We start from the raw sequence: 24,727 nt of genomic DNA on the forward strand, positions 1-24,727 counted from the left end.
ACGCGGGAGGGAGCCCCTTCCCCGTACGACAGGAGCAGACGTGGAGTTCGGCTGGAACGAGGGCCAACAGGCCCGTTACGACGAGGTGCTCGCGGCCACCCGGGCCGCCTTCCCCACCGGGCCCGGCTCGGGCCACGGGTTCTACACGCGCAAGGACTGGCTGCGGCTCGGCGAGATCGGCCTGCTCGGCGCCTGTCTGCCCACCGAGGTGGGCGGCCAGGGGCTCGGCGCCCTGGACACCGCGCGCGTCGTCGAGGCGGTGGGCCGCGGCTGCGCGGACACCGGCCTGGTCTTCGGCGCCGCCGCGCACACCTTCGCGTGCGCGGTGCCGATCGCGGAGTTCGGCAGCGCCGCCGTACGGGAGCGGCTGCTGCCCGAGCTGGCCGCCGGGCGGCTGATCGCGGGCAACGCGATGACGGAGCCGGACGCGGGCTCGGACTCCTCCCGGCTCGCCACGACCGCACGTGTCGTCGACGGCGGGGTCGTCCTCAACGGCACCAAGAGCTTCGTCAGCAACGGACCGGCCGCCGACGTGTACGTGGCGTACGCGACCGTCAATCCCAAGGCGGGCTTCCTCGGCGTGACCGGCGTCGTCGTCGACCGGAACACGCCCGGCGTCGTCGTGGGCGAGCCGCACGAGAAGATGGGCATGCACTCCTGCCCGGCAGGCGCGATCACCTTCGAGGAGTGCTTCGTCCCCGAGGAGAACGTCCTGGGCGGCGTGGGCCAGGGCGCGGCGATCTTCCAGCACTCCATGGGCTGGGAGCGGGCCTGCCTCTTCGCCCTCTACCTCGGGCTCCTGGAACGGCTCATCGAGAGGTGCGTGCGGCACGCCACCGAGCGGCGCCAGTTCGGCAAGCGCATCGGTGAGTTCCAGTCGGTGTCCCACCGGATCGCCGACATGAAGCTGACCCTGGAGAGCGCCCGGCTCCTGCTGTACCGCGCCTGCTGGGAGATGGACCAGGGCAAGCCGGCCGTCCTGGAGATCGCGCTGTCCAAGCTCGCGGTGTCCGAGGGCGTGCTCGCCGCGGCCACCGACGCCGTACGCATCTTCGGCGGGCGCGGCTATCTCCGCGAGGACGGCATCGAGGCGGCCCTGCGCGACGCCGTGCCCAGCACGATCTTCTCCGGCACCTCGGACATCCAGCGCCAACTGATAGCGAAGGAGACAGGACTGTGAGGCTCCACCAGCTCGTCATCGACTCCGCCCGCCGCACTCCACAGGCCCCGGCCGTGCGGTCCCCCCAAGGGGTCCACAGCTACCGGGAGTTGGACGCTCTCGCCGACCGGTACGCCGCCGCGCTGCACCGGCGCGGGGTGCGCCCCGGCGACCGGGTCGTGCTGTGGAGCCACAAGACCCTGGAGGCGATCGCCCTCATGCAGGGCGCGCTGCGCGTCGGCGCGATCTACGCCCCGGTCAGCGCCGCCAACCCGGCCGCCCGCGTCCAGCGGATATCCGACAGCTGCTCCCCCGCCCTGGTGGTGGCCGACGGCGACGGACTGCGCCGCGCCCACGCCACGGACTGGCCCGCCTCGGTGCCGCTGGTCGGGTTCGCCGACCTGGCACAGGAGGCCACCGCGGACGACGCCCCCGCGGCGTACGAGAACGAGCCGGACGAGCCGGCGTACATCCTCTACACATCGGGCTCCACCGGGGAGCCCAAGGGCGTCTGCATCAGCCACCGCAACGCCCTCTCCTTCATCCGCTGGGCCGCCGCCGAGATCGGCGTCACCCCCGACGACCGACTCTCCAACCACGCGCCGTTCAACTTCGACCTCTCGGTCTTCGACCTGTACGCCGCGTTCCTCACCGGCGCCTCGGTGTTCCTGGTGCCCGAAGGGCTCGCGTACGACCCGGTCCAGCTCGGCGCGCTCCTGCGCCGCGAGGAGATCAGCGTCTGGTACTCGGTGCCGTCCGCGCTGACCCTGATGATGCAGCGCGGCGACCTTCTCGCCGACGAGCCGCCCAAGGCGCTGCGCGCCTGCGTCTTCGCCGGAGAGCCGTTCCCGATCCAGCAGGTGCACGAGTTGCGCAAGGCCTGGCCCGATGTGCGGATGTACAACTGGTACGGGCCGACCGAGACCAATGTCTGCACCAGCTACGAGGTCACCGACCGCGACCTGGGCAGCACCCGCCCGCTGCCCATCGGCACCGCGGTCTCCGGTGACCTGATCCGGCTGCACCCGCCGCGCTCGCGCGAGGGCGAGATCGTGGTCACCGGGCCGACGGTCATGCTCGGCTACTGGGGACAGGAGCCCCAGAAGGGCGCGTACTTCACCGGTGACATCGGGCGGATGGGCGCGGACGGGATGCTGGAGTACGTGGGCCGCCGCGACCACATGGTGAAGGTGCGCGGACACCGCATAGAACTCGGCGACATCGAGGCGGTGATCGCCGACGCCCCCTCGGTGGAGTCCGCCGCGTGTGCCGTGGTGGGCTCCGGCCTCGACGCCAAGCTGCACGCGTTCGTGGTGGCGTCGGGCGACGAGCGTCCCGGACTCCTGGAGCTCAAGAGGGACTGCGCCACCCGGCTTCCCCTCTACATGGTGATCGACGCCGTGCACGTCGTGCCCGAACTCCCCCTGACCGCCAACGGAAAGACGGACCGTCCGGCGCTGGTCGCCGCTCTCGCCGACAGCGATCCGCGGTAGCCGCGGTGACCTCCGCCGGACTGAGCCGCCTCGGACTCACAGACGAGGATTCATACATGCCCGATCAACTGGACGTCACCGAAACCGTGTTGGACCAGGTCGACCTGAACACCTTCCGTTCCGTCATGGGTTCCCTGCCGACCGGCGTCAGCGTGGTCACCAGCGTGACGGCCGACGGGGAACCGCGCGGACTGACCTGCAGCGCCGTGTGCAGCGTCTCGGCGTCGCCGCCGCTGCTCCTGGTCTGCGTCAAGGCGCCGAGCGCGACGCTGGAGGCCATCCACCAGAGCTCGGTGTTCGCGGTGAACTTCCTCTCCGCCGACATGACGGCGCTGGCGCGTACGTTCGCGTCGTCGGTGCCCGAGCGCTTCTCGGACGTCGCGTGGCGGCCGGGCGAGCGCACCGGCGCCCCGCTCCTCGGCTCCACCGTCGCGCTCGCCGAGTGCATCCTGACCAGCAGCCATCTCGCCGGCGACCATCAGGTCCTGATCGGCCGCCTGGTGCACGGCGAGGCCAGCGCGGCCCGCACGCCCCTCGCCTACTGGCGCACGCAGTTCTCCGAGGTGCAGCCGCAGGGGCTCGCGAGCTGACCCCGAGCCGACCCGCCGCGTGGCCCGAAACGCCGTCGGCCTTCCCCTTGGACCGGGGAAGGCCGACGGCGTTCGATCGTTCTCTCAGCGCGGCGGCAGGGCGGCGAAGACCTTGGCGACGTACGCGTGGAACTCCGGGGTGTCGAGGATGAAGTGGGCGCCGGGAAGCCACTCGGTGTGCACCTCGCCCGCGCCGTGGTTCTCCCAGTCGTGCAGTCCCGCGTCGTCGACCATCGGGTCGTCGCGGCCCGCGCACACCCACAGGGGGCAGTCGAGCGGGGCGCCGGGCAGCGCCTCGTACGTCTCCGACATGGTGAAGTCGGCCCGCAGCATCGGGATGAACAGCTTCACCAGCTCGGGGTTGGCGAACACCTGCGGCGGGGTGCCACCGAGCCTGCGGACGGCGTCCAGGAACTCCTGCGCGCCCAGCGGGTGGATGTCGGGCAGGATGCGCCGGGCGGTGGGGCCGTTGCGTCCCGCCAGGATGACGGCCACGGGCGGCCTGCCCAACGCGGCCCAGTAGCGCGCCAGTTCATAGGCGAAGGCCGCGCCCATGCTGTGGCCGAGCAGGACGTAGCGGCCGCCGGTGTGCGGGGCGGAGCTGCGGACCAGGTCGTCGAGTACGGCGCCGAAGTCGTCCCGCGGCGCCTCGCGCATCCGGGTGCCGTGCCCGGGAAGTTCGAGCAGGGTGGAGTCGACGTGCGGGAGGGCCGCCCGCAGGCTCGTGAAGACGCGGGCGGCGCCGCCCGCGTGGGGCAGGCAGATCAGGGCCGGCGGCGCGGTCGGGGGCACCGGGGACGTCGGTTCGGGCGATCGGGGGCTGCTCAGCTGCATGACGGACCTCCACGGTCGGGAACGGTCTGGCGGCCGGGGGCCTCGGGGACCCCGGCGACTTCGGGGAGCAGCGGCGGGACGGGCGCGGGCAGGGCCGGCGGGACGCTGGGGGTGCTGCCGGGTGCCATGTGGAAGGCGCGTACGAGGCTGCCGCCGTCCGCCACGGCCACAGCGGCCCTGAACTCGGGCCCCAGGTCGATGAGTTGCAGGGCCCAGGTGCGCGTGGCCGCCTGGGCGGGCAGCGCGTGGACGGGGACGGGCCCGGAACGCCGCGCCCCGGGGGCCACCTGGATGGCCGTGAGATCACCCGCGAGGCCGCTGCCGATCGCCTTGAGCACGGCTTCCTTGCAGGTCCAGTGGGTGAACAGGCCGCTCTGCGCGGCGTCTTCGGCGCTCTGGGGCCAGCGCGCCGCCTCCCAAGGCGAGAGCACCTGGCCTCGCATGCCGGCCGGGTCGTGCAGGGCGGTGATGCGCTCGACGTCGACGCCCACGGGGCCGTCCCGGGTCACCGCGACGAGCGCCATGCCGTCCGTGTGCGCGAGGCTGACCCGCAGGCCGGGGTCCGATGCCACGTAGGGCTTGCCGAACTCGCCCGTGGTGAAGGCGACCTGGGGTGCGCGCAGTCCGGTGTACGCGGCGGTGACGGTGCGCAGTGCGGCATGCGCGCAGGCGTGCAGGGCCTGCTGGGGCGGCACGACGCGTTCGTAGCGGCGCAGCTCCGCGGGGGTGAGCAGCGCGAGGCAGCGTTCGACCACCGCCTTGCGCCCCGGGCCCGGTGGCGGCTCGCGCACCGCCCAGACGTGCGCTTCTCCGGTGGGTGGACCGTGCTGTTCCCCGCTCATGGCACCTCCAACTACGCGACCACTGCTTTGTGTTGGGCCCTTGACGATGAGCTCAACACTAGTAGAGTTCATCAGGAAATGAAATCACCGGGCGTTGAACTCCCCGAGTGTTGAACTCCTTCCTCAGGGTTTCCCCCGGCGGCTCCCAGTGCCTCCCCGGCAGCGGAGCGTCCCGCCCGTCATCAGCATCTTCAGGAGGTACGGCGTGGCCAGTGACCGTGACGAACTGATCGGCCGGCTCACCGAGTTCATCCAGGAACGGCTCCTGTCCGAGCCGGACCCCAAGGGCATAGCTCCGGACACCCCGCTGCTCGAGTGGGGGATTCTCACCTCGATCAACACCGCCCAGCTGCTCACCTTCATCCGGGACGAGCTGGGCACCAACATCCCGCCGACCGAGCTGACCGGGACCAACTTCCAGAACCTCGACAGCATCACCGACCTGCTGCTGTCCCTCGGCTCTCCCGTGCACTGACCGCGACCACGGCGCAGCACACCGACCGAACCCTGAAGAGGAGCTCAAGTTGTCCGCAAACTACGACTACGACATCGGCATCATCGGCGGCGGTCCGGCCGGCGCAACCGCCGCCTCCTACCTCGCCAAGGCGGGCCTCTCCGTCGTGGTCTTCGAGTCCGAGACCTTCCCGCGCGAGCACGTCGGTGAGTCGCTGGTCCCGGCCACCACGCCGGTCCTCATCGAGACCGGCGCGATAGACGCGGTCGAGGCGGCGGGCTTCCCCAAGAAGTACGGCGCCGCCTGGACGTCGGCCGAGGACCGCGACATCGACCACATGGGCTTCCAGGGCCTGGACCACGACTTCCGCGCCGCCGAGGTGCTCTTCAGCGAGCGCGACCAGGCGGGCGTCGACCGCGACTACACCTTCCACGTCGACCGCGGCAAGTTCGACCAGATCCTCCTGCAGCACGCGGAGAGCCTGGGCGCGAAGGTCTACCACGGGGTGCGCGTCAACCGCGTCGACTTCTCCGAGCGGGACCGCCCCATCATCCAGGCGAAGGTCGGCAACCAGCCGATCGGCGTCCCGGTCCGCATGGTCGTCGACGCGAGCGGCCGGCGCACCATGATGGGCAGCCAGCTCAAGGTCAAGGTGCCCGACCCGGTATTCAACCAGTACGCGGTGCACACCTGGTTCGACAACTTCGACCGCAAGGCGCTCGCGGTCAACAAGGAGCAGTCGGACTACATCTTCATCCACTTCCTGCCGCTGACCGACACCTGGGTCTGGCAGATCCCGATTACCGACACCATCACCTCGGTCGGCGTCGTCACCCAGAAGTCCCGCTTCAAGGAGGCCAAGGACGACCTGGAGACGTTCTTCTGGGACACCGTCGGTTCCCGTCCCGCGCTGTGCGACGCGCTCAAGAACGCCCAGCGCGTCAAGGAGTTCAAGTCCGAGGGCGACTACAGCTACGCACTGACGCAGATCGCCGACGACTCGCTCATCATGATCGGTGACGCGGCCCGCTTCGTCGACCCGATCTTCTCCAGCGGTGTCAGCGTGGCCCTCAACAGCGCGCGCCTGGCGGCCAACGACATCATCGCGGCGCACGAGGCGGGCGACTTCCGCAGGAAGCGCTTCGACACGTACGTCGACACCCTGCGCAGCGCCGTACACAACTGGTACGAGTTCATCTCCATCTACTACCGCCTGAACATCCTGTTCACGGCGTTCGTCCAGGACCCCCGCTACCGCCTGGACGTGCTGAAGATGCTCCAGGGCGACGTGTACGACGGGGAACCCAAGGCGCTCGCCGCCATGCGGGAGATCGTCACGGCGGTGGAGAACGACCCCAACCACCTCTGGCACAAGTATCTCGGGGAGCTCAAGGCACCCACGGCGGCCGCGAAGTTCTAGACCGTACGGCCGCCGCACACCGGGTGGCGCGGACACCACTCGCGCCACCCGGACCCCGTTCCTCACCCACTCGTCGTACTCCCGACGCACTCCCGTCGCACTCTTTTGAGGGGGACCCATGCCCGTCCGCAGCGGACCAGTCACCGATCCGGCCATAGCCCTTGTCGGCATCGGGTGCCGTTACCCGGGCGGAGTGGTCGACCTCGCATCCTTCTGGCACGTCCTGCGGGACGGCGTCGACGTGATCGGCGAGATCCCCGCGGAGCGCTGGGGCCCCGAGTTCATCAGCGAGGACGGGGCCGAACCCGGCACCGGCTACTGCCGTTACGCGGGTGTCCTGCCGGGCCTGGACCAGTTCGACGCGGACTTCTTCGGCATCTCCTTCCGCGAGGCCCGCGAGATGGACCCGCAGCAGCGGCTCCTGCTCGAAGTCTCCTGGGAGGCCCTGGAGCACGCGGGCCTGACCAAGCCGCAGCTCGCCGGGTCACGCACCGGCGTCTTCTTCGGCATGCTCGGCATGGACTACACGCTCCTGCACTCCAAGACGCGCGGCGTGCGGGGCATCGACCCCTACTACGCGAGCGGCAAGGAGTTCAGCTTCGCGCCGGGGCGCGTCGCCTACACCCTGGGCCTGCACGGACCCGCGCTCGCGGTGAACACCGCCTGCTCGTCGTCCCTGGTCGCGGTGCACCTGGCGTGCCGCAGCCTGGCCAGCGGCGAGGCCGACACCGCGCTCGCGGGCGGCGTCAACGTCCTCGCCGCACCCGAGCTCTCCATCTTCATGAGCAAGGTGCAGGCCCTGTCCCCCACCGGCCGCTGCAAGCCCTTCGCGGCGGACGCCGACGGAATCGTCCGGGGCGAGGGCTGCGGAGTCGTCGTCCTCAAGCGGCTCGACGACGCGCTCGCCGACGGTGACCGGGTGCTGGGCGTCATCCGGGGCAGCGCCTTCAACCACGACGGCCGCAGCGCCGGCCTGACCGTGCCCAACGCCTCCGCCCAGGCGGCCCTGCTGCGTGACGCCCTGAGCCGCGCCGACGCCACCCCGGGCGACGTCGGCTACGTGGAGACGCACGGCACCGGCACACCGCTGGGCGACCCGATCGAGGCGTACGCCCTGTCGGAGGTGTTCGGGCCCGGCCGTGATCCCGCCCGCAAGCTGCACATCGGCTCGCACAAGGCCAACTTCGGGCACACGGACGCGGCCGCCGGGGTCGCCGCGCTCATCAAGACCGTCCTGACCGCACAGCACAGGCTCGTACCGCCGCAACTGCACTTCGGCACGCCGAACCCGGCGATCCCCTGGGCCGACGGCCCGTTGCAGATCTCCGCCGAGGCACGTCAACTCGACGGCCCCGAGGACCAGTTGCTCGGCGTGAGCGCGTTCGGCCTGAGCGGCACCAACGCCCACATCCTGCTGTCCGCCGCCCCCGAACCGGCTCCTGCCGAACCCCGCGAGGAGAGCACAGGACCCGCGCCGAAGGTGCTCCTCCTGTCCGGCTCCACCGACGACGCCCTGCACGAGCGCGCCAGGGACCTCCTGACGACCCTCGACGGCGACCAGCCCCTGGCGGACGTCCTGCACTCGGCGGCCGTCCGGCGCACGCACCACGAGACCCGCGCCACCGTGATCGGCGCCGACCTGGACGAACTGCGCGCCTCACTGACGGACCTGGCCCAGGGCACGCCCGACGAGCGCACCCTGACCGGTGTCGCCGAGCCCCGCCGGCGACACCGCACCGTCTTCGTCTTCTCCGGGCAGGGCTCGCAGTGGCGGGGCATGGGCCTCGACCTCTGGGAGCGGGAGCCGGCCGCGGCCCGTTGCCTGGAGCGCTGCGACGAGGTGATCCGCGCCGCGGGACTCCCCGCACTGCGGGACCTGTTCGGCGAAGCCGACCTCACGGCCACCGAGCTCGCCCAGCCCGCCGTGGTCGCCCTGCAACTGGCCGTCGCCGAGGTCTGGCGCGAACGGGGCGTGCGCCCCGACAAGGTCATCGGCCACAGCCTCGGGGAGATCTCGGCGGCCTGCTGGTCCGGCGCGCTCGACCTGCCATCCGCCCTCGACCTCGCGATCCGGCGCGGGCGCGTCATGGCAGGCGCCGCGGGCACGGGACGCATGCTCGCGGTGGGGCTGCCCGAGGTCCAGGCCGTCGACACGGTCGCGGGCACCGGGCGCCCGGTCACCGTCGCCACGGTCAACGGACCGAACGCGACCGTGCTCGCCGGGTCCGAGGAGGACCTGACGGCGCTCGCGGAACTCCTGCGCGAACGATCCGTCACGGCACGCTTTGTCCCCGGGGACTACGCCTTCCACAGCCCGGCGATGGAGCCGTACGCCGAACAACTGCGCCTGGAGCTGGCCGAGTTCGCTGCCGCGCCCACGCCCGACTCGTTCGTCTCCACCGTCACGCCCGACGAGCGCCCCGCCGTCCTGGACGCCGCGTACTGGGCGGCGAACGTCCTGAACCCCGTACGGTTCTGGCCCGCCGTGCGCCACCTCCTGAACGACCGGGGCGCCGACTTCATCGAGATCGGCCCGCACCCGACGCTGGTACGCCCGCTGACCGAGGCGCTCACCACCACGCGCCGGCACGGCGTGGCCGTGGCCTCGCTGCGCAGGGACGCCGACGGGCCCGCGACGCTGCTCGGCGCCCTCGCCCACCTGCACTGCGCGGGCGCCGACATCGACTGGGAGGGCCTGCTGCCCGGCCGCCCGGCCGACCTTCCCCGCCACCCATGGCAGCACGAGTCCTTCTGGCTGCCCGAGGTCACGCGGGGCGCGCAGTCCGGAGCGGTCGCCCCCGGCGCCGCGCAGGCAACGTCCGCCAGGCTCGCCGTCCAGCTGATCGACCCCGAGGGGCATCCACTGGGCCCGGCGCAGGAGCTGCGGATCGGCGCCGGTGCCACCACCGGCGCCCCCTTGATGCCGGCGGGGATCCCCCTCTCCGCCGGTGACTCCCCGGTCACGGTCCCGACCCCCGACGGGCCGGGCCGGGAGGCCGTACCGTCCGCCGTCACCCCGCGTGGGCCAGCGGAGGCGACGGCGGACGGCACGGAGTCAGCACACGGCGCGACCGGGACGGCACGTGACCGGCGTGAGCTGATGCGCCAGACGTCGGCCGTCCTGGCGGAGATCCTCGGCCAGGACCCGACCCGCCGCATCTCGCCCCGCCGCGGCTTCGCCGACCTCGGCCTCGACTCGCTCTCCATCGTCGAGTTCGTCGACCGGCTCGGCATCACGCTCGGCCTGGAGATCGCCCTGTCCACGCCGTTCGAGCGCCCCTGCCTGGACGAACTGGTGGACTTCCTGCTCCCGGAGGTCCTCGCGAAAGCGCAGGCCCCGGCCGAGGAACACCTCCCGGCGCGGACGGCCACACCCGCCGACCCGCAGCCCACGACGCCCGCGCCCGCGCCCGCCGACGACCCCATCGCCGTCGTCGGCATGAGCTGCCGCTTCCCCGGCAGCCCCACCGTGCGCGACTACTGGCAGCTGCTCGTCGAGGGGCGCGAGGTCATCCGCGACGTCCCGTCGGACCGCTGGGACGGCAAGGCCTTCCTCTCCGACGGGGCCTGGACGCCCGGCACGATGACCTCTCTGCGCGGCGGCTATCTCGACGACGTACGCGGCTTCGACGCCGCCTTCTTCCGGGTCTCGCCCCGCGAGGCACGCAGCCTCGACCCCCAGCACCGGCTCTTCCTCGAAGTCGCCTACGAGGCCCTCGAGGACGCCGGGGCCACCAGGGACCGGCTGCGCGGCTCGGCGACCGGCGTGTTCGTCGGGATGAACAGCTCCGACCACGCCCAGCACGTCAGCAGCCATCTCCAGGACGTCGACCTCTACTACGGGACCGGCAACTCCTTCGCCGGGGCGTCCGGCAGGCTCTCGTACTTCCTCGGTCTGACCGGTCCGAGCCTCGCGGTGGACACCGCCTGCTCCTCGTCGCTGACCGCCGTGCACCTGGCCGCGCAGAGCCTGCGCCAGGGTGAGAGCGACCTCGCGGTGGCGGGCGGCGTGAACGTGATCCTCAGCCCGGTGATCCCCGTGTCGGTCTCGGCGGGCGGCGCCCTCTCGCCCACCGGCCACTGCCACACCTTCGACGAGGCCGCCGACGGCTATCTGCGCGGCGAGGGCTCCGGCGCGGTCGTGCTCAAGCGGCTCTCCAAGGCCATCGCCGACGGTGACCGCGTCTACGCCGTGCTGCCGGGCAGCGCCGTCAACCAGGACGGCGCGAGCAGCGGCCTGACGGTGCCCAACGGCACGGCCCAGCAGGCGCTCATCCAACAGGCCCTGGACCAGGCCGGGTTGCCGGGCAGCGCGGTCGGCTACGCGGAGGCCCACGGCACCGGCACACCGCTCGGCGACCCGATCGAACTGCGGGCGCTCGCCCAGGCGCTGCGTCCGGGGCACTCCACGGGACAGGACTCCGAGGCCGCGCCGCTCCTCGTGGGTTCCGCCAAGCCCAACATCGGCCATCTGGAAGCCGCCGCCGGCATGGCCGGGCTCATCAAGGCCGTCCTCTCCGTGCACCACGGCCGCATCGCCCCGCACATCGGCGTCACCACCCGGCCGACCACCCAGGTCGCCTGGGAGAAGCTGGGCCTCGAAGTCGCGGGCGGCGCCGAGCAGTGGCCGTCGGCCCCCGGCCGGCCCCGCGTCGCGGGCGTCAGCTCCTTCGGCTTCACCGGCACCAACGCCCACATCCTGGTGGCGGAACCGCCCGCGGCCGCCCCCGCTCCCCCGGCGCCCGCCCCGGCCCGCTTCGCCGTCCCGCTGTCCGCCGCGCAGCCCTCCGCGCTCGCCCCGGCCGCCGAGGCCTTCCTCGCCCGGACCGAGGGCATCGACGAGAGCGGGCTCGCGGACCTCGCGTACACCGCGTCCGTACGCCGCAGCCGCCTCGACCACCGCGCGGTGGCCGTCGGGCGGAGCCTCGCCGAGGTCCGGTCCGCGCTGGCCGCGCTCGCGGCGGGCGAGGAGGACCCCGGCCTGCTCACGGGCACGGCGGAGGCCGCACGCTCCTGTGTGTTCGTCTTCTCCGGCTTCGGCTCCCAGTGGGCCGGGATGGGCCGCCAACTCCTCGACGCCGAGCCGGTGTTCAGGGACGCGGTGCTCGCCGTGGAGGAGGAGATGCGCAAGTGGATCGCCTGGTCGCCGCTGGCCTCGCTGCGCGGCGAAACCGGCAGCAGGCCCTTCGACGAGGGCATCCCGCAGGAACTGATCTTCGCCGTGCAGGTCGGCCTGGTCGAGCTGTGGCGCAGCTGGGGCGTGGTGCCCGAGGCGGTCGTCGGCCACAGCATGGGCGAGGTCGCCGCCGCCTGGGCCGCGGGCGCGCTGACGCTCGCCCAGGCCACGGAGATCCTCTGCCTGCGCTCGCGGCTCCTCGACACGGTCGTGGGCACGGGCGGCTCGATCGCGGTGGGTCTGCCGCGCCATGAGCTCGCGCCGTATCTGGCCCTGTACGAGGACCAGTTGAGCATCGCGACCATCAACGGCCCGCGGACCACGGTCGTCGCCGGTGACGACGCCGCCCTCGAGGAGCTCGCCGCCGAGCTGAGCGACGCCAACGTCTTCGTGCGCCGCATCAAGGTGCCGGTCGCCCCGCACTCCCCGCTGGTGGAGCCCTTGCGCGAGCGCCTGGTGACGGGACTCGCCGCCCTCGCGCCCGCCGAGGCCCGCATTCCGGTCTACTCCGCCGTGGCGGGCGGCGAGGTGGACGGCTCCTCGCTGACCGCCGAGTACTGGGGCCGCAACCTGCGTGACACCGTGCTCTTCCAGGACGCGGTGAGCGCCGTCGAGGACCCGGAGGACCGGGTGTTCGTCGAGATCTCGCCGCATCCGGTGCTCGTGTCGGGAGCCGAGGAGTCTTTGACCGCGGCAGGCGTCCGGGCTCCGGTCGTGCTGCCCTCGCTGGTGCGCGACGAAGACGAGGTGGCCGCCCTGCTCACGAGCCTGGGCGCACTGCACGCGCAGGGCGTCCCGGTCGACTGGGCGGCGTTCGCCGGGCCCGGCCGGCAGCTCGTGGAGCTGCCCGCCTATCCGTGGCAGCGCAAGGAACACTGGCTGCCCCAGCAGCCCAAGGAACGCGCCGGAGGTACGGGGGCCCTGGTCGGCACCCCGGTCCGTCCGGCCAACGCCTCCTGGACCGCGCTCCTGCCGGTGACGGTCGACGGGGTGCGCGCGCCCTGGCAGATCACCGCCTCCGGCACGGTGGCCGCGCCCGCGCTCCTGGAGGCCGCGCTGGACTGCGCCGCCTCGACGGGCGCACCGATACCGGCACTCACCGGCGTACGGTTCGGTCCGGCGCCCCGCACCGACGCCGAGAGCCGGGCAGAGCTGCAGGCCGTCGTCGACACCCGGCAGGCCTCGGTGGCGCTGCGCTCGCTGGCTGATGACGCGCCCTCCGATGCCGCCCTGACGGCGTCGACGGACACCGGGGATGTGAGTGCGCCGCAGATGGCCGCGCCGGGCGGGCTCGCGGTGGACGAACCCCTGCGGGCGAGCCTCGCCGAGGCGTTCCCGGGGCTGCGGATCCTGGCGGCGGACTCCGCCGCGGGCGCCGCCGAGATCTCCGTGGAGCTGCCCGACGGGGCGTCCCGGCGCAGGTTGCCGGCCGACCTGCTGCGGCTGGCCCTGCGGCTGGTCGCCGAAGGCACCGCGGCCGGAGGCACCGCGACCGAGGCCGCCGAGGCCGACCCGCTGCCCGCGTCGATCGGCCTTGTCCGGGTCAAGGCCGCCGCCGACGGCACGGTACGGGTGTGCCGCGGCCCGGTGCGGCTCTCCGCGGACGGGCTGCGCGAGGCGGACGTGACGGTGCTCGACCCCGCGGGCCGTGCCGTGGTGGAGCTGGCGGGCCTGCGCCTGGCGGCGCCCCGCGAGCTCGTGCCCGCGGACGCCGCCAGGGACCGTCTGGAGAGCCTCCTCTACCGCATGGCCTGGCGCCCCGCCCCGCTGCGCCCCACCGACCACGACGCGCAGAGCCCCGCGCCCGCCACCCGCTGGCTGGTCTGCGGCGACACCGAACATCTGGCGGGCGCGGTGGCGGACGGGCTGCGGGAAGCGGGAGTCGAGGTGATCCGCGTACGGTCGTCGCAGCTCGCGCACGAAGGCCACGCGAGCCCCGCCGACGTGACCATCGACCCGAACGACCGGGACGCCTGGCAACGGCTGTTCACCGGGACGGACGCCTGGGCGCGCGCCGACGCGGACACCACCGCCGTCTGCGACCTCTGGCCCCTGGAGGACCTGGACGCACGCCCGGACACGTGGCGCGCCACCACCGCGCTCGCCGCCACCCTCGCCGGCCTCGAAGGCACCGCGCCGAGGCTGTGGCTCGTCACCCGGCACGCGCTCGTCGCCGCGGGCCACGCCGGCTTCCCCGTCGCCGCACAAGGCGCGCACGCGGGGCTCGGCCGGACCCTGGCGATGATGCGTCCCGACGCGTGGGGCGGGCACGTGGACCTCACGCACGGCAGCGCGGAGGAGCTGCGGACCCTGGTGGCCCGGCTGCTCTGCGCGCCGGGCGACGAACACCTCCGCGTCGAGCACTCCTCGCTCCAGGTGGGGGAGTTGACGCAGTGCAGGCCGCCCGAGACGTCCGGCCACGCGCCGCTCTCCGCCGACCGCTGGCACCTGGTGACCGGGGCGCGCCGTGAGCTCGCGCCGCCCGTCGTGGACTGGCTGATCGGGGCGGGCGCCCGGCGCATCGCGCTCGCGGACACCGAACCGGCGTCGGACGAGCCCCTGCCCTGGGACGAGCCCCGCATCGAGGCCTGGCGCGCCCAGGGCGTGGAGATCCGCCGCGTCCCCGGCGCCACCCGCGGTGAACTCACGGCGCTGGTCGGCCAGTTGCGCGCCGACGCCGGTATCGCGGGCGTCGTCTGCGCGGACTCCCCCGGCACCGCGACGCTCCTGGACGAGACCACGGACGCCGCCGTCCACGCGGAACTGCGGCGCGCCACCACCGCGGAGCTGCTTCACGAGCTGACCGTCAAGGAACCGCTCGGCCTCTTCGTCCTGCTCGGCTCGGTGCCCGGCACCTGGGGCGGCGCCGTCACCGGCGCGGCCGCGCCCGCCGACTGGGCCCTGCGGGCGCTCGCCGCCCGGCGCAGGGCGAGCGGCCTGCCCGTGTCCCATCTGGAGCTCATGCCCCTGGCGGGCAGTGAACTCCTCGACGAACGGACGATTTTACTGCTGAAGAGCAGTGGGATCGCGCCCCTCCAGGAGGAGGACCTGGTCGGCGCCCTCGGCCTGCTCGCCCGCGAGAGCGCCGTGCACGTGTCGGTGGCCGACGTCGACTGGGAACTCTTCAGGGCCGCGCTCGCGGACTCACCGCACCAGCGGCTCTTCGCCCCGGTGCTCGGGTCGGCCAAGCGGGACGGCGGCACGGAGTTCGTGGCCGGGCTCGGTGAGCTCGACCCGGCCCTGCGCCGCGACCGGATGCTCGACTGGGTCTGCACCCAGGTCGCCGCGGTCCTCGGGCTTCCGGAGGACGACCTCCAGGCCGAGCAGGGCTTCTTCGATCTCGGCCTGGACTCGGTCATGTCCCTCACGCTGCGGCTGCGGCTCTCGCGGGGGCTGAAGACCGACCTGTCGTCGACGGTCGCCTTCGAGCACCCCACCGCGCTCGCGCTCACCGCCCATCTGCTCGACCGCCTCGGCTACCCCGCCGACGCCCCGGACGCGGCCACGCGGGCCGCCGAAGCGGACGGCGCCGGGCCCGGCGAAGCCGGTGACCCGGACGGCATGGACGAACTCGACGACGACGAACTGCTTCGCCAGCTGGAGGCCGAGATCTCCGGCACAGCCCTTGGGTTCGAGGAGAACTGATGACGAACACCCCCGCAGAGAAGCCGAACCGCTCCGCCCAGGAGCCGAACCGGCCCGCGGACAAGCCGGCCCAGCCGAGCCAGGACGTCCTGCGCGGACGTCTGAAGGAGTCGCTCGGCACGATCCGCAGCCTCCGCGCCCGGGTCCAGGAGCTCCAGCAGCCCCAGCCCCTCGCGGTGATCGGTCTCTCCTGCAGGCTGCCGGGCGGCGGTACGCCCGAGGAGTTCTGGGAGTCCCTCGCCGAGGGCCGTGACGCGACGTCCGAGTTCCCCGAGGAGCGGCATCCGGTCGCCGGTTTCTACCACCCCGACCCGGACCACCCGGGCACCGCCTACACCCTGGCGGGCAACTTCCTCGACGGTCCCGTGGACACGTTCGACCCGACCGTCTTCGGCATCTCGCCCCGCGAGGCCGCGGGCATGGACCCCCAGCAGCGCCTGGTCCTCGAACTGGCCTGGGAGGCCATGGAGGACGCCTGCCTGCCCCCGACCGAGCTCGAGGGCCAGCAGGTCGGCGTCTTCCTCGGCGCGAGCACCAGCGACTACGTGCGCATGCGCCAGCAGGAGGGCGCGATCGCGGACGTCGACGCCTACCAGCTGATCGGCGAACCCAGCTTCCTCGCGGGCCGCATCTCCTACACCTTCGGGCTCCAGGGCCCCAGCATGGTCATCGACACGGCCTGCTCCTCCTCCCTGGTCGCCCTGGAGCAGGCCTGCCTCTCGCTGCGGTCCGGCGCCTGTGACATGGCGCTGGTCGGCGGGGTGAACCTGATGCTGTCGCCGTACGGCTTCGTGCTGGTCAGCAAGTTGCGCGCGCTGTCTCCCGACGGGCGCTGCAAGACCTTCGACGCGTCGGCCAACGGCTATGCGCGCGGCGAGGGCGGCGCCTTGTTCGTGCTGAAGCGGCTGAGCGAGGCGGAGGCCGCGGGCGACCGCATCCTGGCCGTCGTCCGCGGTGTCGCCACCGAACACGACGGGCGCAGCAGCGGCCTGACCGTGCCCAATCCATCGGCGCAGCAGAGCGTCATCAGCTCCGCCCTGAAGGACGCGGGAGCCGCCCCCGCCGAGCTCAGCTATGTCGAGGCGCACGGCACCGGGACCCCGCTGGGCGACCCGATCGAGCTGAAGGCCCTCGACGCCATCACGCGTACGGACCGGCCCGCCGACCGGCCGCTGCTCGTCGGCTCGGTGAAGACGAACATCGGCCACCTGGAGCCGGCCGCAGGTGCCGCCGGCATCCTCAAGGTCGTCCTTGCCCTGAAGCACGACACGCTGCCGCGCCATCTACACCTCAACCACCCCAATCCGCAGGTCCCCTGGTCCGATCTGCACCTGAAGGTCACCACCGAGGAGACCCGCTGGCCGCAGGGACCGCGCCTTGCCGGGGTGAGCAGCTTCGGCGCGAGCGGCACCAACGCGCACACCGTGATCGGCGAGGCACCCAAGCCCGCGCCGCGCGGCGGCACCACCCGCGACACCGGTCTGCTGACGCTGAGCGCCAACAGCCTCCCGGCGCTGCGGGCGATGGCGACGTCGTACGAGGCACGGGTGCGGGACGCCGATCCGCGCGCCCTGGCGGACATCTGCTACACCACGCACATCGGCCGGGCCCGCATGAAGCACGGGCTCAGCGTCTCCGGCACCCGCGAGCAACTGGCCGCCGGTCTGGCCGCGTTCGCCGCGGGCGAGCGGTCCGAGCAGGTCACGGTGCACGCCCCGACCGGCGCGAAGGCGCGCCGCCTTGGCTGGCTGTTCACCGGGCAGGGTTCGCAGTACGCCGGGATGGCGTCCGAACTCGCGGCGGGCGAGCCGGTGTTCGCGGCGGCGCTCGCCGAGTGCGTGGCCGCGCTCGACCCCCATCTGGCGGAGCCGCTCGGCCCGGTCCTGGAGGGACGCGGCGGGGACGTGGACCGGATCAACCGGACCGGTTTCACGCAGCCCGCCCTGTTCGCCGTCGAGTACGCCCTGGCCCGGATGTGGGAGTCGTGGGGCGTGCGGCCGAGCGCGCTGATCGGGCACAGCCTGGGCGAGATCACCGCGGCCTGCGTCGCGGGTGTCCACTCCCTCCAGGACGCGGCCCGGCTCATCACGGCCCGCGCCCGCCTGATGGAGGCGCTGCCCGCGGGCGGCGTGATGGAGACGCTGGTCTGCGACGAGGAGACCGTGCGCGCCGCGATCGCCGAGGCGGGACGGGCCGGCGACGTAGCCGTGGCGGCGATCAACGGCCCCACCGATGTGGTGCTTTCGGGCCCGGGAGCAGAGGTCGGCGAGGTCGTCGCGCTGCTCGCCGCGCAGGGCGTCAAGCACCGCCCGCTCGCGGTCTCGCACGCCTTCCACTCGCCGTTGATGGCACCCATGCTGGAGGAGTTCCGTGCCGTCACCGAGACCCTGACGTTCCATCAGCCCAAGTACCCGATCATCTCGAACGTCACGGGCAAGGAGTGGGGCCCCGAGCAACTGCGGCCCCAGTACTGGTCCGAGCACGTCATGGCGCCGGTCCGGTTCGCCGAGGGCATCACGACGCTCCACGAGACGGGCTGCCGCACCTTCCTCGAACTCGGCCCGGCGCCCGTCCTGTTGGGTCTCGGCGCCCGCAGCCTGCCGGAGGACGGCGTCTGCTGGATCCCGTCCCTGCGCAGGGACCGGGAGGACGGCCACATCGTCGCCCAGGCCCTGGGCGCCCTGCACCACCGGGGAGTGCCGGTCGACTGGGCGGCCGTGCACCGCGCCGAGGAGCCGCGCCGCTCCGCCCTGCCCAGCTACCCCTGGCAGCGGGAGCGGTACTGGTTCAAGGAGGAGGGCACGGGCGGCGGGTTGCCCGCCGCAGCACCGGACGACTCCCCAGGCGCCTTCTTCGACGGGCACCTGCTGTCGGGGCAGCCCACCTTCTCCCCCGCACTCGACGAACTGCCCTCGGTGTTCGTGCAGACGGGACAGGACGGCCGCCGTTCGGTCTCGGCGGGCGGTTTCTGCAACTGGGCGCTGGCCGGCGCGGCGAAGCTGCCCGGCGCGCAGCCCCGGGTCGTGGAGCGCTTCGTGGTGGGCGAGCCGCTGCTGCTCGACGCCGAGCACCGGCCCGGCCAGGTGCGCGTCTACGTCCTGCCGCAGGACGACGAGGGGCGCTCGCTCTTCCTCTGCTTCTCGCTGCAGGGCGGCGACTCCGTCGAGTCCGGGAGCTGGCGCCTGCACGCCCGTGGCGTCCTGGCCCGCCGTACGCCGGACGCACGTCCCGGCGGCGGTGACCTGGCCGCGGTGCGCGCGCGGTGCCTGCCGGTCGCCCCGGCCGACGTCACCGTCCCCGTCTGGGCGGAACCGGTCCTGAACGAGGTGTACCAAGGCCCCGGCGAGGTGCTCGCCGAGGTCAACTCGGCCGCGGAGGAGCTGCCGAGGGGCGCGCTCCTCGACCTGACGATCGGGCTGCTGCGGCAGTCCGCGCGCGTCGGGGAGGCCGCCGACGCGAAGGCGCCCAAGGCACAGCCCGTCGGCGTACGCCGCTACATCCACGGCTGGCTCGACCCCGAGGACCCCGAGGCGCAGGACGGCGAGCTCCGCGGCGGCCTGGAGATCCTGGGCGCCGACGGCAGCCCGCTGATCATGATGCGGGACGTCCATCTGCGCTCGACGTCGGCGGACCTGGACGACCTGCCGCGCAGCCCGCGCGAGGACACCGTCTGGGAGCAGGCCTGGCAGCCCGTGGACCCGGCGACGGTGACCGGCGAGCGGGAGCTGCGCGGGCAGCGGGTGCTCCTGGTGGGCGGCGGCGCGGACAGCGCGGCGAGCGGGATCGTCGAGGCGACGACCACGCAACTCGCCTTGCGGGGCGCCCTGGTGACGCATGCGGAGGCGTCCGTGGACGCGGTCCGTGCCGCGCTTCCGTCGGAGGGCCCGTACGACCATCTCGTCCTCCTCAGCGGCCTCGACCTGCCGGTGACCGGGTACGACTCCTCCGCGATCCAGCAGGCCCGTGAGCAGGCCGAGCACGTGTTCCTCGCCGCCGTGAAGCAGCTGGCGACGGAGGAGTCCGCCACGCGGGTGTGGGTGGTGACCCGGGGCGCCCAGTTCACGGGTTCCGGCCAGTCCGAGATCTGCCTGCCCGCGGGCCCGCTGTGGGGCCTCGGCAAGGTGGCGGCCCTGGAGCACCCCGAGCTCTGGGGCGGCCTCCTGGACCTGGACCCGGCGGGGTCGCCGGACGAGGCCGGGCAGATCGCGGCCCTCCTCACGACACAGACCGCGGAGGATCTGACGGCACGCCGGGCGGGGGCGCTGCTCGTGCCCCGCCTGATTCCCGCGCCCGTCGCGGAGTCCGCCGCCGAGCGGCCCGTACCGCAGCTGAGCGACCTCGGCAGCTATCTCGTCACCGGCGGCCTCGGCAGCCTCGGTCTGCTGGTCGGCGAATGGCTCGCGAGCCTCGGCGCCGGCACCGTCGTCCTCATCGGGCGGGGCGGCCTTCCGGACCGTTCGGCCTGGGACGCCCCGGAGCTCGACGACGCGACGGCGGCCAAGATCGCAGGGGTCCGCCGCATCGAGGCCCTGGGCGCCGACGTACGCGTGGTGGCCCTGGACGTCGCCGACGAGACGGCGCTGCGCTCGCTGACGGATCAACTGGGTCTCGCGGGGCGCCCGTTGCGGGGCGTGGTGCACGCGGCCGGGCTCTCCGAGCCGCAGTTCCTGCGGGAGAGCGACCCCGAGACGTACGACCGGGTCATGCACGCGAAGGCGGCGGGCACCTGGGCGCTGCACGACGCCACCGTCGACCAGAACCTGGATCTGTTCGTCTCCTTCTCCTCCATCGCGTCGGTGTGGGGCTCGCAGCACCTGGCCGGGTACTCGGCGGCCAACGCCTTCCTCGACTCCTTCGCGTACTACCGGAAGCTGCGGGGGCTGAACGCGACGACGGTCAGCTGGGGCCCCTGGGGTGCCCAGTCCGGGCTCGCGGACGACTCCGTGATGGCCTTCCTGCGCTCCATCGGCCTGCACCAGCTCAACCCCGCCCACGCCCTCGAGCTGCTGGGCGAGGCGATGGCCGACGGGGTCGCCAACCGCACGGTGTGCTCGGCGGACTGGGCGCTGTTCCGCGACCTGATGGAGGCGCGACGCGAGCGGCCGATCCTGAGCGGCATCCGTTCCGCGCCCGCCGCCGGCGCCGCGGCCGGGGCCGAGCCGGGATCGCTGACGGCGCGGCTGCTCGCCCTGCCCCGCGACGAGCGGCTCGCGGAGATCAACGAGTACGTACGCGTGCAGCTGTCCGGGATCCTGCGGATGGAGCTCGACACGCTGACCGCGGACACCCGCCTCGCCGACATGGGCCTGGACAGCTTGATGGTGATGGAGCTGATCAGCCGCTGCAGGGACGACCTGGGCCTGGAGATCAACAGCCGCGACTTCTTCGCCTGCCCCGGCATCGACTGGGGTTCCTTCCTGCACGAACTGATCGAGGAGAAGTACCCCGCCGCCGACCTGTCGGCCGCGCCGCGCCAGACGGCCACCGCATGACCGGCGCCCGACCCGAACCCGCCCCGCCCTCCGAAGCCATCACAGCCTCCGAAGCCCCTGAAGGGACGAGCATCATGCAACCGCTGCCCGTGTCCGACTCGCCCGGCAAGGCCGACCACGACGTCGCCATCCTGGGCGCCGGTATCGCCGGGTCGATCCTGGCCGCCATCCTCGCCCGCAACGGGGTCAAAACCGTCCTGGTGGACGCCGGGGCCCACCCGCGCTTCGCCGTCGGCGAGTCGACCATCCCGTACACCTCGGTGATGCTGCGCATCCTGGCCGCCCGCTATCAGGTGCCGGAGATCGCGCACCTGAGCCACTTCTCCACGATGCGCTCGAAGGTCTCGTCGAACTCCGGCCAGAAGAAGAACTTCGGCTTCGTCTACCACCGGGAGGGCGAGCCCCAGGACCCGCGGGAGATCAACCAGTTCGTGATCCCGGTGGCGCTCTCCACCGAGTCGCACATGTTCCGCCAGGACGTCGACGCCTACATGTTCAACGTGGCGGTGCGCTACGGCGCGGTGCCGCGGCTGAACACGCGGGTGACGGACGTCGACATCGACGGCTCCGGCGCCACCCTCGCCGTCTCGGACGGGCCCGACATCCGCGCCAGGTACGTGGTGGACGCGGGCGGCCACAACTCGCCGCTCGCGAAGAAGTTCGGGCTGCGGGACGAGGTGCCCCAGCAGCGCACGCACTCCCGGACGCTCTTCACGCACATGGTGGGCGTGACGCCCTTCGACACCAGCCCCGCGGGCCGCAAGCACGACAACCCGAGCCCCTGGCACCAGGGCACCCTGCATCACGTCTTCGACGGCGGCTGGGTCTGGGTCATCCCCTTCGACAACCACCGCGGCGCCACGAACCGTCTCTGCAGCGTCGGCCTGACCCTGGACCCGCGCCGCCACCCCAAGACCGACCTGGCACCCGACGTGGAGTTCGCCCAGTTCCTCGACCGCTTCCCCGACATCACCCCGCAGTTCAGGAACGCCAAGGCGGCCCGCCCCTGGGTGTCCACCGGCCGGCTCCAGTACTCCTCGCACCAGGTCGTCGGCGACCGCTTCTGCCTGACCTCGCACGCGGCGGGCTTCGTGGACGCCCTGTACTCGCGCGGCCTGACCAACACGACGGACATCGTGAACTCCCTCGCCTGGCGGCTCATCGAGGCCGCGAAGGACGACGACTTCTCCGCCGAGCGGTTCAGCCACATCGAGACGCTCCAGCAGGGCCTGGTCCGCGCCCACGACGACGTGGTGGCGTCCTCCTTCACGTCCTTCCGCGACTACGGCATGTGGAACGCCACGTTTCGCATGTGGGCCCTGGGCACGGTGCTCGGCACCCTCAACGCCCAGGACGCGCTCGTACGCTTCCAGCGCGGCCGGGACCCGATGGTCTGGCGCGAGCTGGAGGCGCAGCCGCACCCCGGGGCGCTGTTCCCGGCGAGCGTCGGCTTCAACAAGATCACCGACGCCGCCTGGTCGGCCTGCCGGGACGTCGAGGCGGGCCTGATGACCCCCGACCACGCCACCGGCGAACTCTTCGACCTGCTCCAGGACGACAGCTACGCCCCGCCCCCCTTCGGCCTGCACGACCCCGCGAACCGCTTCTACAACCCCAACCCGGCGCGCATGATCCGCACCATGCTCTGGGCCAAACGCGGCCCGGCCGCAGCCGACACCGGCCCCATTCTGGCCAGTGCCCTCGGCGGATTCCTGCGCTCCCGGTTCCACAAGAGCTGACGACGGCCGACCCAGGAGGACGGGAACATGTCTGACCGACACGAGGAAACGCGCGCCGGGGCACCACTCCCGGCGGACGGGGGACCGCCGTCGGACCCCGCGTGGTGCGAGGGCGCCGACGCGGTGGGGCCGTCGGAGTCGGCGCTCCCCGACGAGCCGTTCGACGATCCCGCGCCCGAGCCGGGCCCGGTGCACACGGTGGCCGTGCTCGGCGCGCACCTGGGCGGCGGCATGCTGGCCGCCGTCCTGGCCCGCGCGGGCGTGGACGTCGTCCTGGTGGACGCGCCACACGACGCGACCGCGCCCGCCGGCGAGAGCACGGTGCCGTACACGGCGGAGGTCTTCGAGCTGCTCGCACGCCGCTTCGACGTCCCCGAGCTCTCCGCGCTCGGCCACTTCGGGGAGCTGCCGCCGGAGATACGCCGGACGTCCGGGGTCAAGAAGAGCATCGGCTTCGTCTACGCGCGCCCCGGAGAGCCGGTGCGCCCGCGCCAGAAGCTCCAGTTCAACGTGCCGAGCGAGCACGGCGAATCGCATCTCTACCGGCCCGACGTCGACGCCTGGGTGCACCAGCTCGCGGTGTCGTACGGCAGCAAGGTCCCGCCGAGCCGGGCGCCGCTGGCCGATGTGCGCGGCGGCCCCGGCGACTTCACCGTCGAGCTCGCCGACGGCCGCTCCGTACGGGCCGGGTTCGTGGTCGACATGTCGGGTCCCGACGCGCCGATGCTGCGCCGTCTGGGCACCGCCCTGCGTCCGCTGCGCCACTCGTCGCGGGTCCTGACGGCTCAGCTGCGCGGCGTACGGCCCCTCGAGCGGCGGGTGGACCCCGGTGACGGCGGCACGCCCTGGACCGGGGGCACCACACAGGTGATCTTCCCCGGCGGCTGGCTGCAGCTGATCCCCTTCGGCGAGGAGCGCGGCGGCGAGCAGGCCCTGACGAGTGTGTCGGTGAGCCTGGACGCCAAGCGGTGGCCGCAGCGATCGGCGTCGCCGGAGGCGGACTTCAAGGAACTAGTACGTCAATTCCCGGACCTGGAGTGGCAGTTCGCGCGGGCCACGACCGTGCGCCCGTGGTCCGGCGGCGAGCAGTGGCAGTACGGCGCCTCGACCACAGCGGGCGACGGGTTCGTGGTCCTGGACCGCTCGGCGGTCCGCTGCGACTTCACGCTGTCCCGCGATGTCACGCTCACCGCCGAGCTGGTCCACGAGGCGGCGGTGCGCATCCTCGCCGCGGCCGAGGCCGGGGACTGGTCCGTCGAGCGCTTCCGGGGGCTCGAGGCCTTCCAGGCCTCGCTGACCGAGCACAACGACCGCCTGCTGCAGACGGCGCTCACCGCCACCACGGACTTCCGGCTGTGGAACGCCTTCTGCCGCGTCTGGCTGCTGCACTCCATGTTCGCCGCGCTCTCCTTGAAGCGGGCCCGCAACGACGCGCTCGCCAGGCCCGGCGCGGCCGACCAGTGGGCAGAGCTGGAGAGCTACCGGGGCAACGGCATGTGGTTCCCCGCCTATCCGGGCTTCGGGGTGCTGTTCGACGACACGTACCGGCTGCTGCGTCAGGTCGCCGACGAGCGCGTCAGCGCGGGCTCCGCGGCCGAGCGGATTTTCGGCCAGATGCGGAGCGCGTCATTCATCCCGCCGCTGTTCGGTTTCGGGGACCCTTCCGACCGCTACTACAACTTCACTCCGCTCAAGCGGGTCAAGGTCCTCCTGTGGGCCAAGCGCAAGGCCCCGCACCTGGTACGCAGGGTGCTCACCAAAGGGGCGACGATCCAGCCCAGCGTCACCGAATAGCAGTCCGCGGGCCGTCCCTTCGAGGGGCGGCCCGTTGGTGCGTTCTGGCCAACGACTCCGCCCGAAAGTGGACGCGTTCTGGACACTCC

At 72.9% G+C, this 24,727-nt stretch carries 11 protein-coding genes; 9 read left to right on the plus strand and 2 right to left on the minus strand.

Going from position 1 to position 24,727, the window contains the following annotated elements; translation table 11 throughout:
• The first annotated feature begins 40 nt into the window (after positions 1-40).
• Genes AB0M70_RS04445 through AB0M70_RS04455 form a run of 3 tightly spaced genes read left to right on the plus strand, consistent with a single transcriptional unit; the run spans position 41 to position 3,242 of the window.
• On the plus strand, positions 41-1,180 hold the full coding sequence (locus tag AB0M70_RS04445; RefSeq protein WP_365816182.1) for an acyl-CoA dehydrogenase family protein: 1,140 nt from the start codon (positions 41-43) through the stop codon (positions 1,178-1,180).
• Positions 1,177-2,652, plus strand: coding sequence for an amino acid adenylation domain-containing protein (locus tag AB0M70_RS04450; protein ID WP_365816183.1), 1,476 nt, complete (start codon positions 1,177-1,179; stop codon positions 2,650-2,652). Before AB0M70_RS04445 ends, AB0M70_RS04450 begins: the two co-directional genes overlap by 4 nt.
• Before the next feature lie 56 nt (positions 2,653-2,708).
• A complete protein-coding gene (locus tag AB0M70_RS04455; RefSeq protein WP_365816185.1) occupies positions 2,709-3,242 on the plus strand; it encodes a flavin reductase family protein in 534 nt (177 codons plus the stop codon).
• Between the two features lie 84 nt (positions 3,243-3,326).
• On the opposite strand, the gene AB0M70_RS04460 is transcribed toward AB0M70_RS04455, so the two are convergent.
• Together AB0M70_RS04460 and AB0M70_RS04465 are read right to left on the minus strand one after the other, a co-directional pair.
• A complete protein-coding gene (locus AB0M70_RS04460; protein ID WP_365816187.1) occupies positions 3,327-4,076 on the minus strand; it encodes an alpha/beta fold hydrolase in 750 nt (249 codons plus the stop codon).
• A complete protein-coding gene (locus tag AB0M70_RS04465; RefSeq protein WP_365816189.1) occupies positions 4,067-4,918 on the minus strand; it encodes a 4'-phosphopantetheinyl transferase superfamily protein in 852 nt (283 codons plus the stop codon). Before AB0M70_RS04465 ends, AB0M70_RS04460 begins: the two co-directional genes overlap by 10 nt.
• Positions 4,919-5,123: 205 nt before the next feature.
• Here AB0M70_RS04465 and AB0M70_RS04470 point away from each other — a divergent pair, with 205 nt between their 5' ends.
• The 6 genes from AB0M70_RS04470 (at position 5,124) to AB0M70_RS04495 (ending at position 24,638) form a co-directional block, all read left to right on the plus strand.
• Complete coding sequence (locus tag AB0M70_RS04470) at positions 5,124-5,393, plus strand: acyl carrier protein (RefSeq protein ID WP_365816191.1); 270 nt, start codon at positions 5,124-5,126, stop codon at positions 5,391-5,393.
• 49 nt (positions 5,394-5,442) lie between these two features.
• Positions 5,443-6,792: an NAD(P)/FAD-dependent oxidoreductase gene (locus AB0M70_RS04475; RefSeq protein ID WP_365816193.1), complete on the plus strand. Its 1,350-nt coding sequence runs from the start codon at positions 5,443-5,445 to the stop codon at positions 6,790-6,792.
• 118 nt (positions 6,793-6,910) lie between these two features.
• A complete protein-coding gene (locus AB0M70_RS04480; protein WP_365816195.1) occupies positions 6,911-15,613 on the plus strand; it encodes a beta-ketoacyl synthase N-terminal-like domain-containing protein in 8,703 nt (2,900 codons plus the stop codon).
• Positions 15,613-21,105 (plus strand): SDR family NAD(P)-dependent oxidoreductase, encoded by a 5,493-nt coding sequence (locus AB0M70_RS04485; RefSeq protein ID WP_365816197.1) that lies wholly within the window; start codon positions 15,613-15,615, stop codon positions 21,103-21,105. Before AB0M70_RS04480 ends, AB0M70_RS04485 begins: the two co-directional genes overlap by 1 nt.
• Positions 21,106-21,179: 74 nt before the next feature.
• Positions 21,180-22,844 carry an NAD(P)/FAD-dependent oxidoreductase gene (locus tag AB0M70_RS04490; RefSeq protein WP_365816199.1) on the plus strand — a complete coding sequence of 555 codons (1,665 nt, stop codon included), beginning with the start codon at positions 21,180-21,182 and terminating at the stop codon, positions 22,842-22,844.
• Positions 22,845-22,871: 27 nt separating this feature from the next.
• Complete coding sequence (locus AB0M70_RS04495; protein WP_365816201.1) at positions 22,872-24,638, plus strand: hypothetical protein; 1,767 nt, start codon at positions 22,872-22,874, stop codon at positions 24,636-24,638.
• Positions 24,639-24,727: the final 89 nt, after the last annotated feature.

The organism is Streptomyces sp. NPDC051214, assembly GCF_040682375.1.
Lineage (GTDB): Bacteria > Actinomycetota > Actinomycetes > Streptomycetales > Streptomycetaceae > Streptomyces.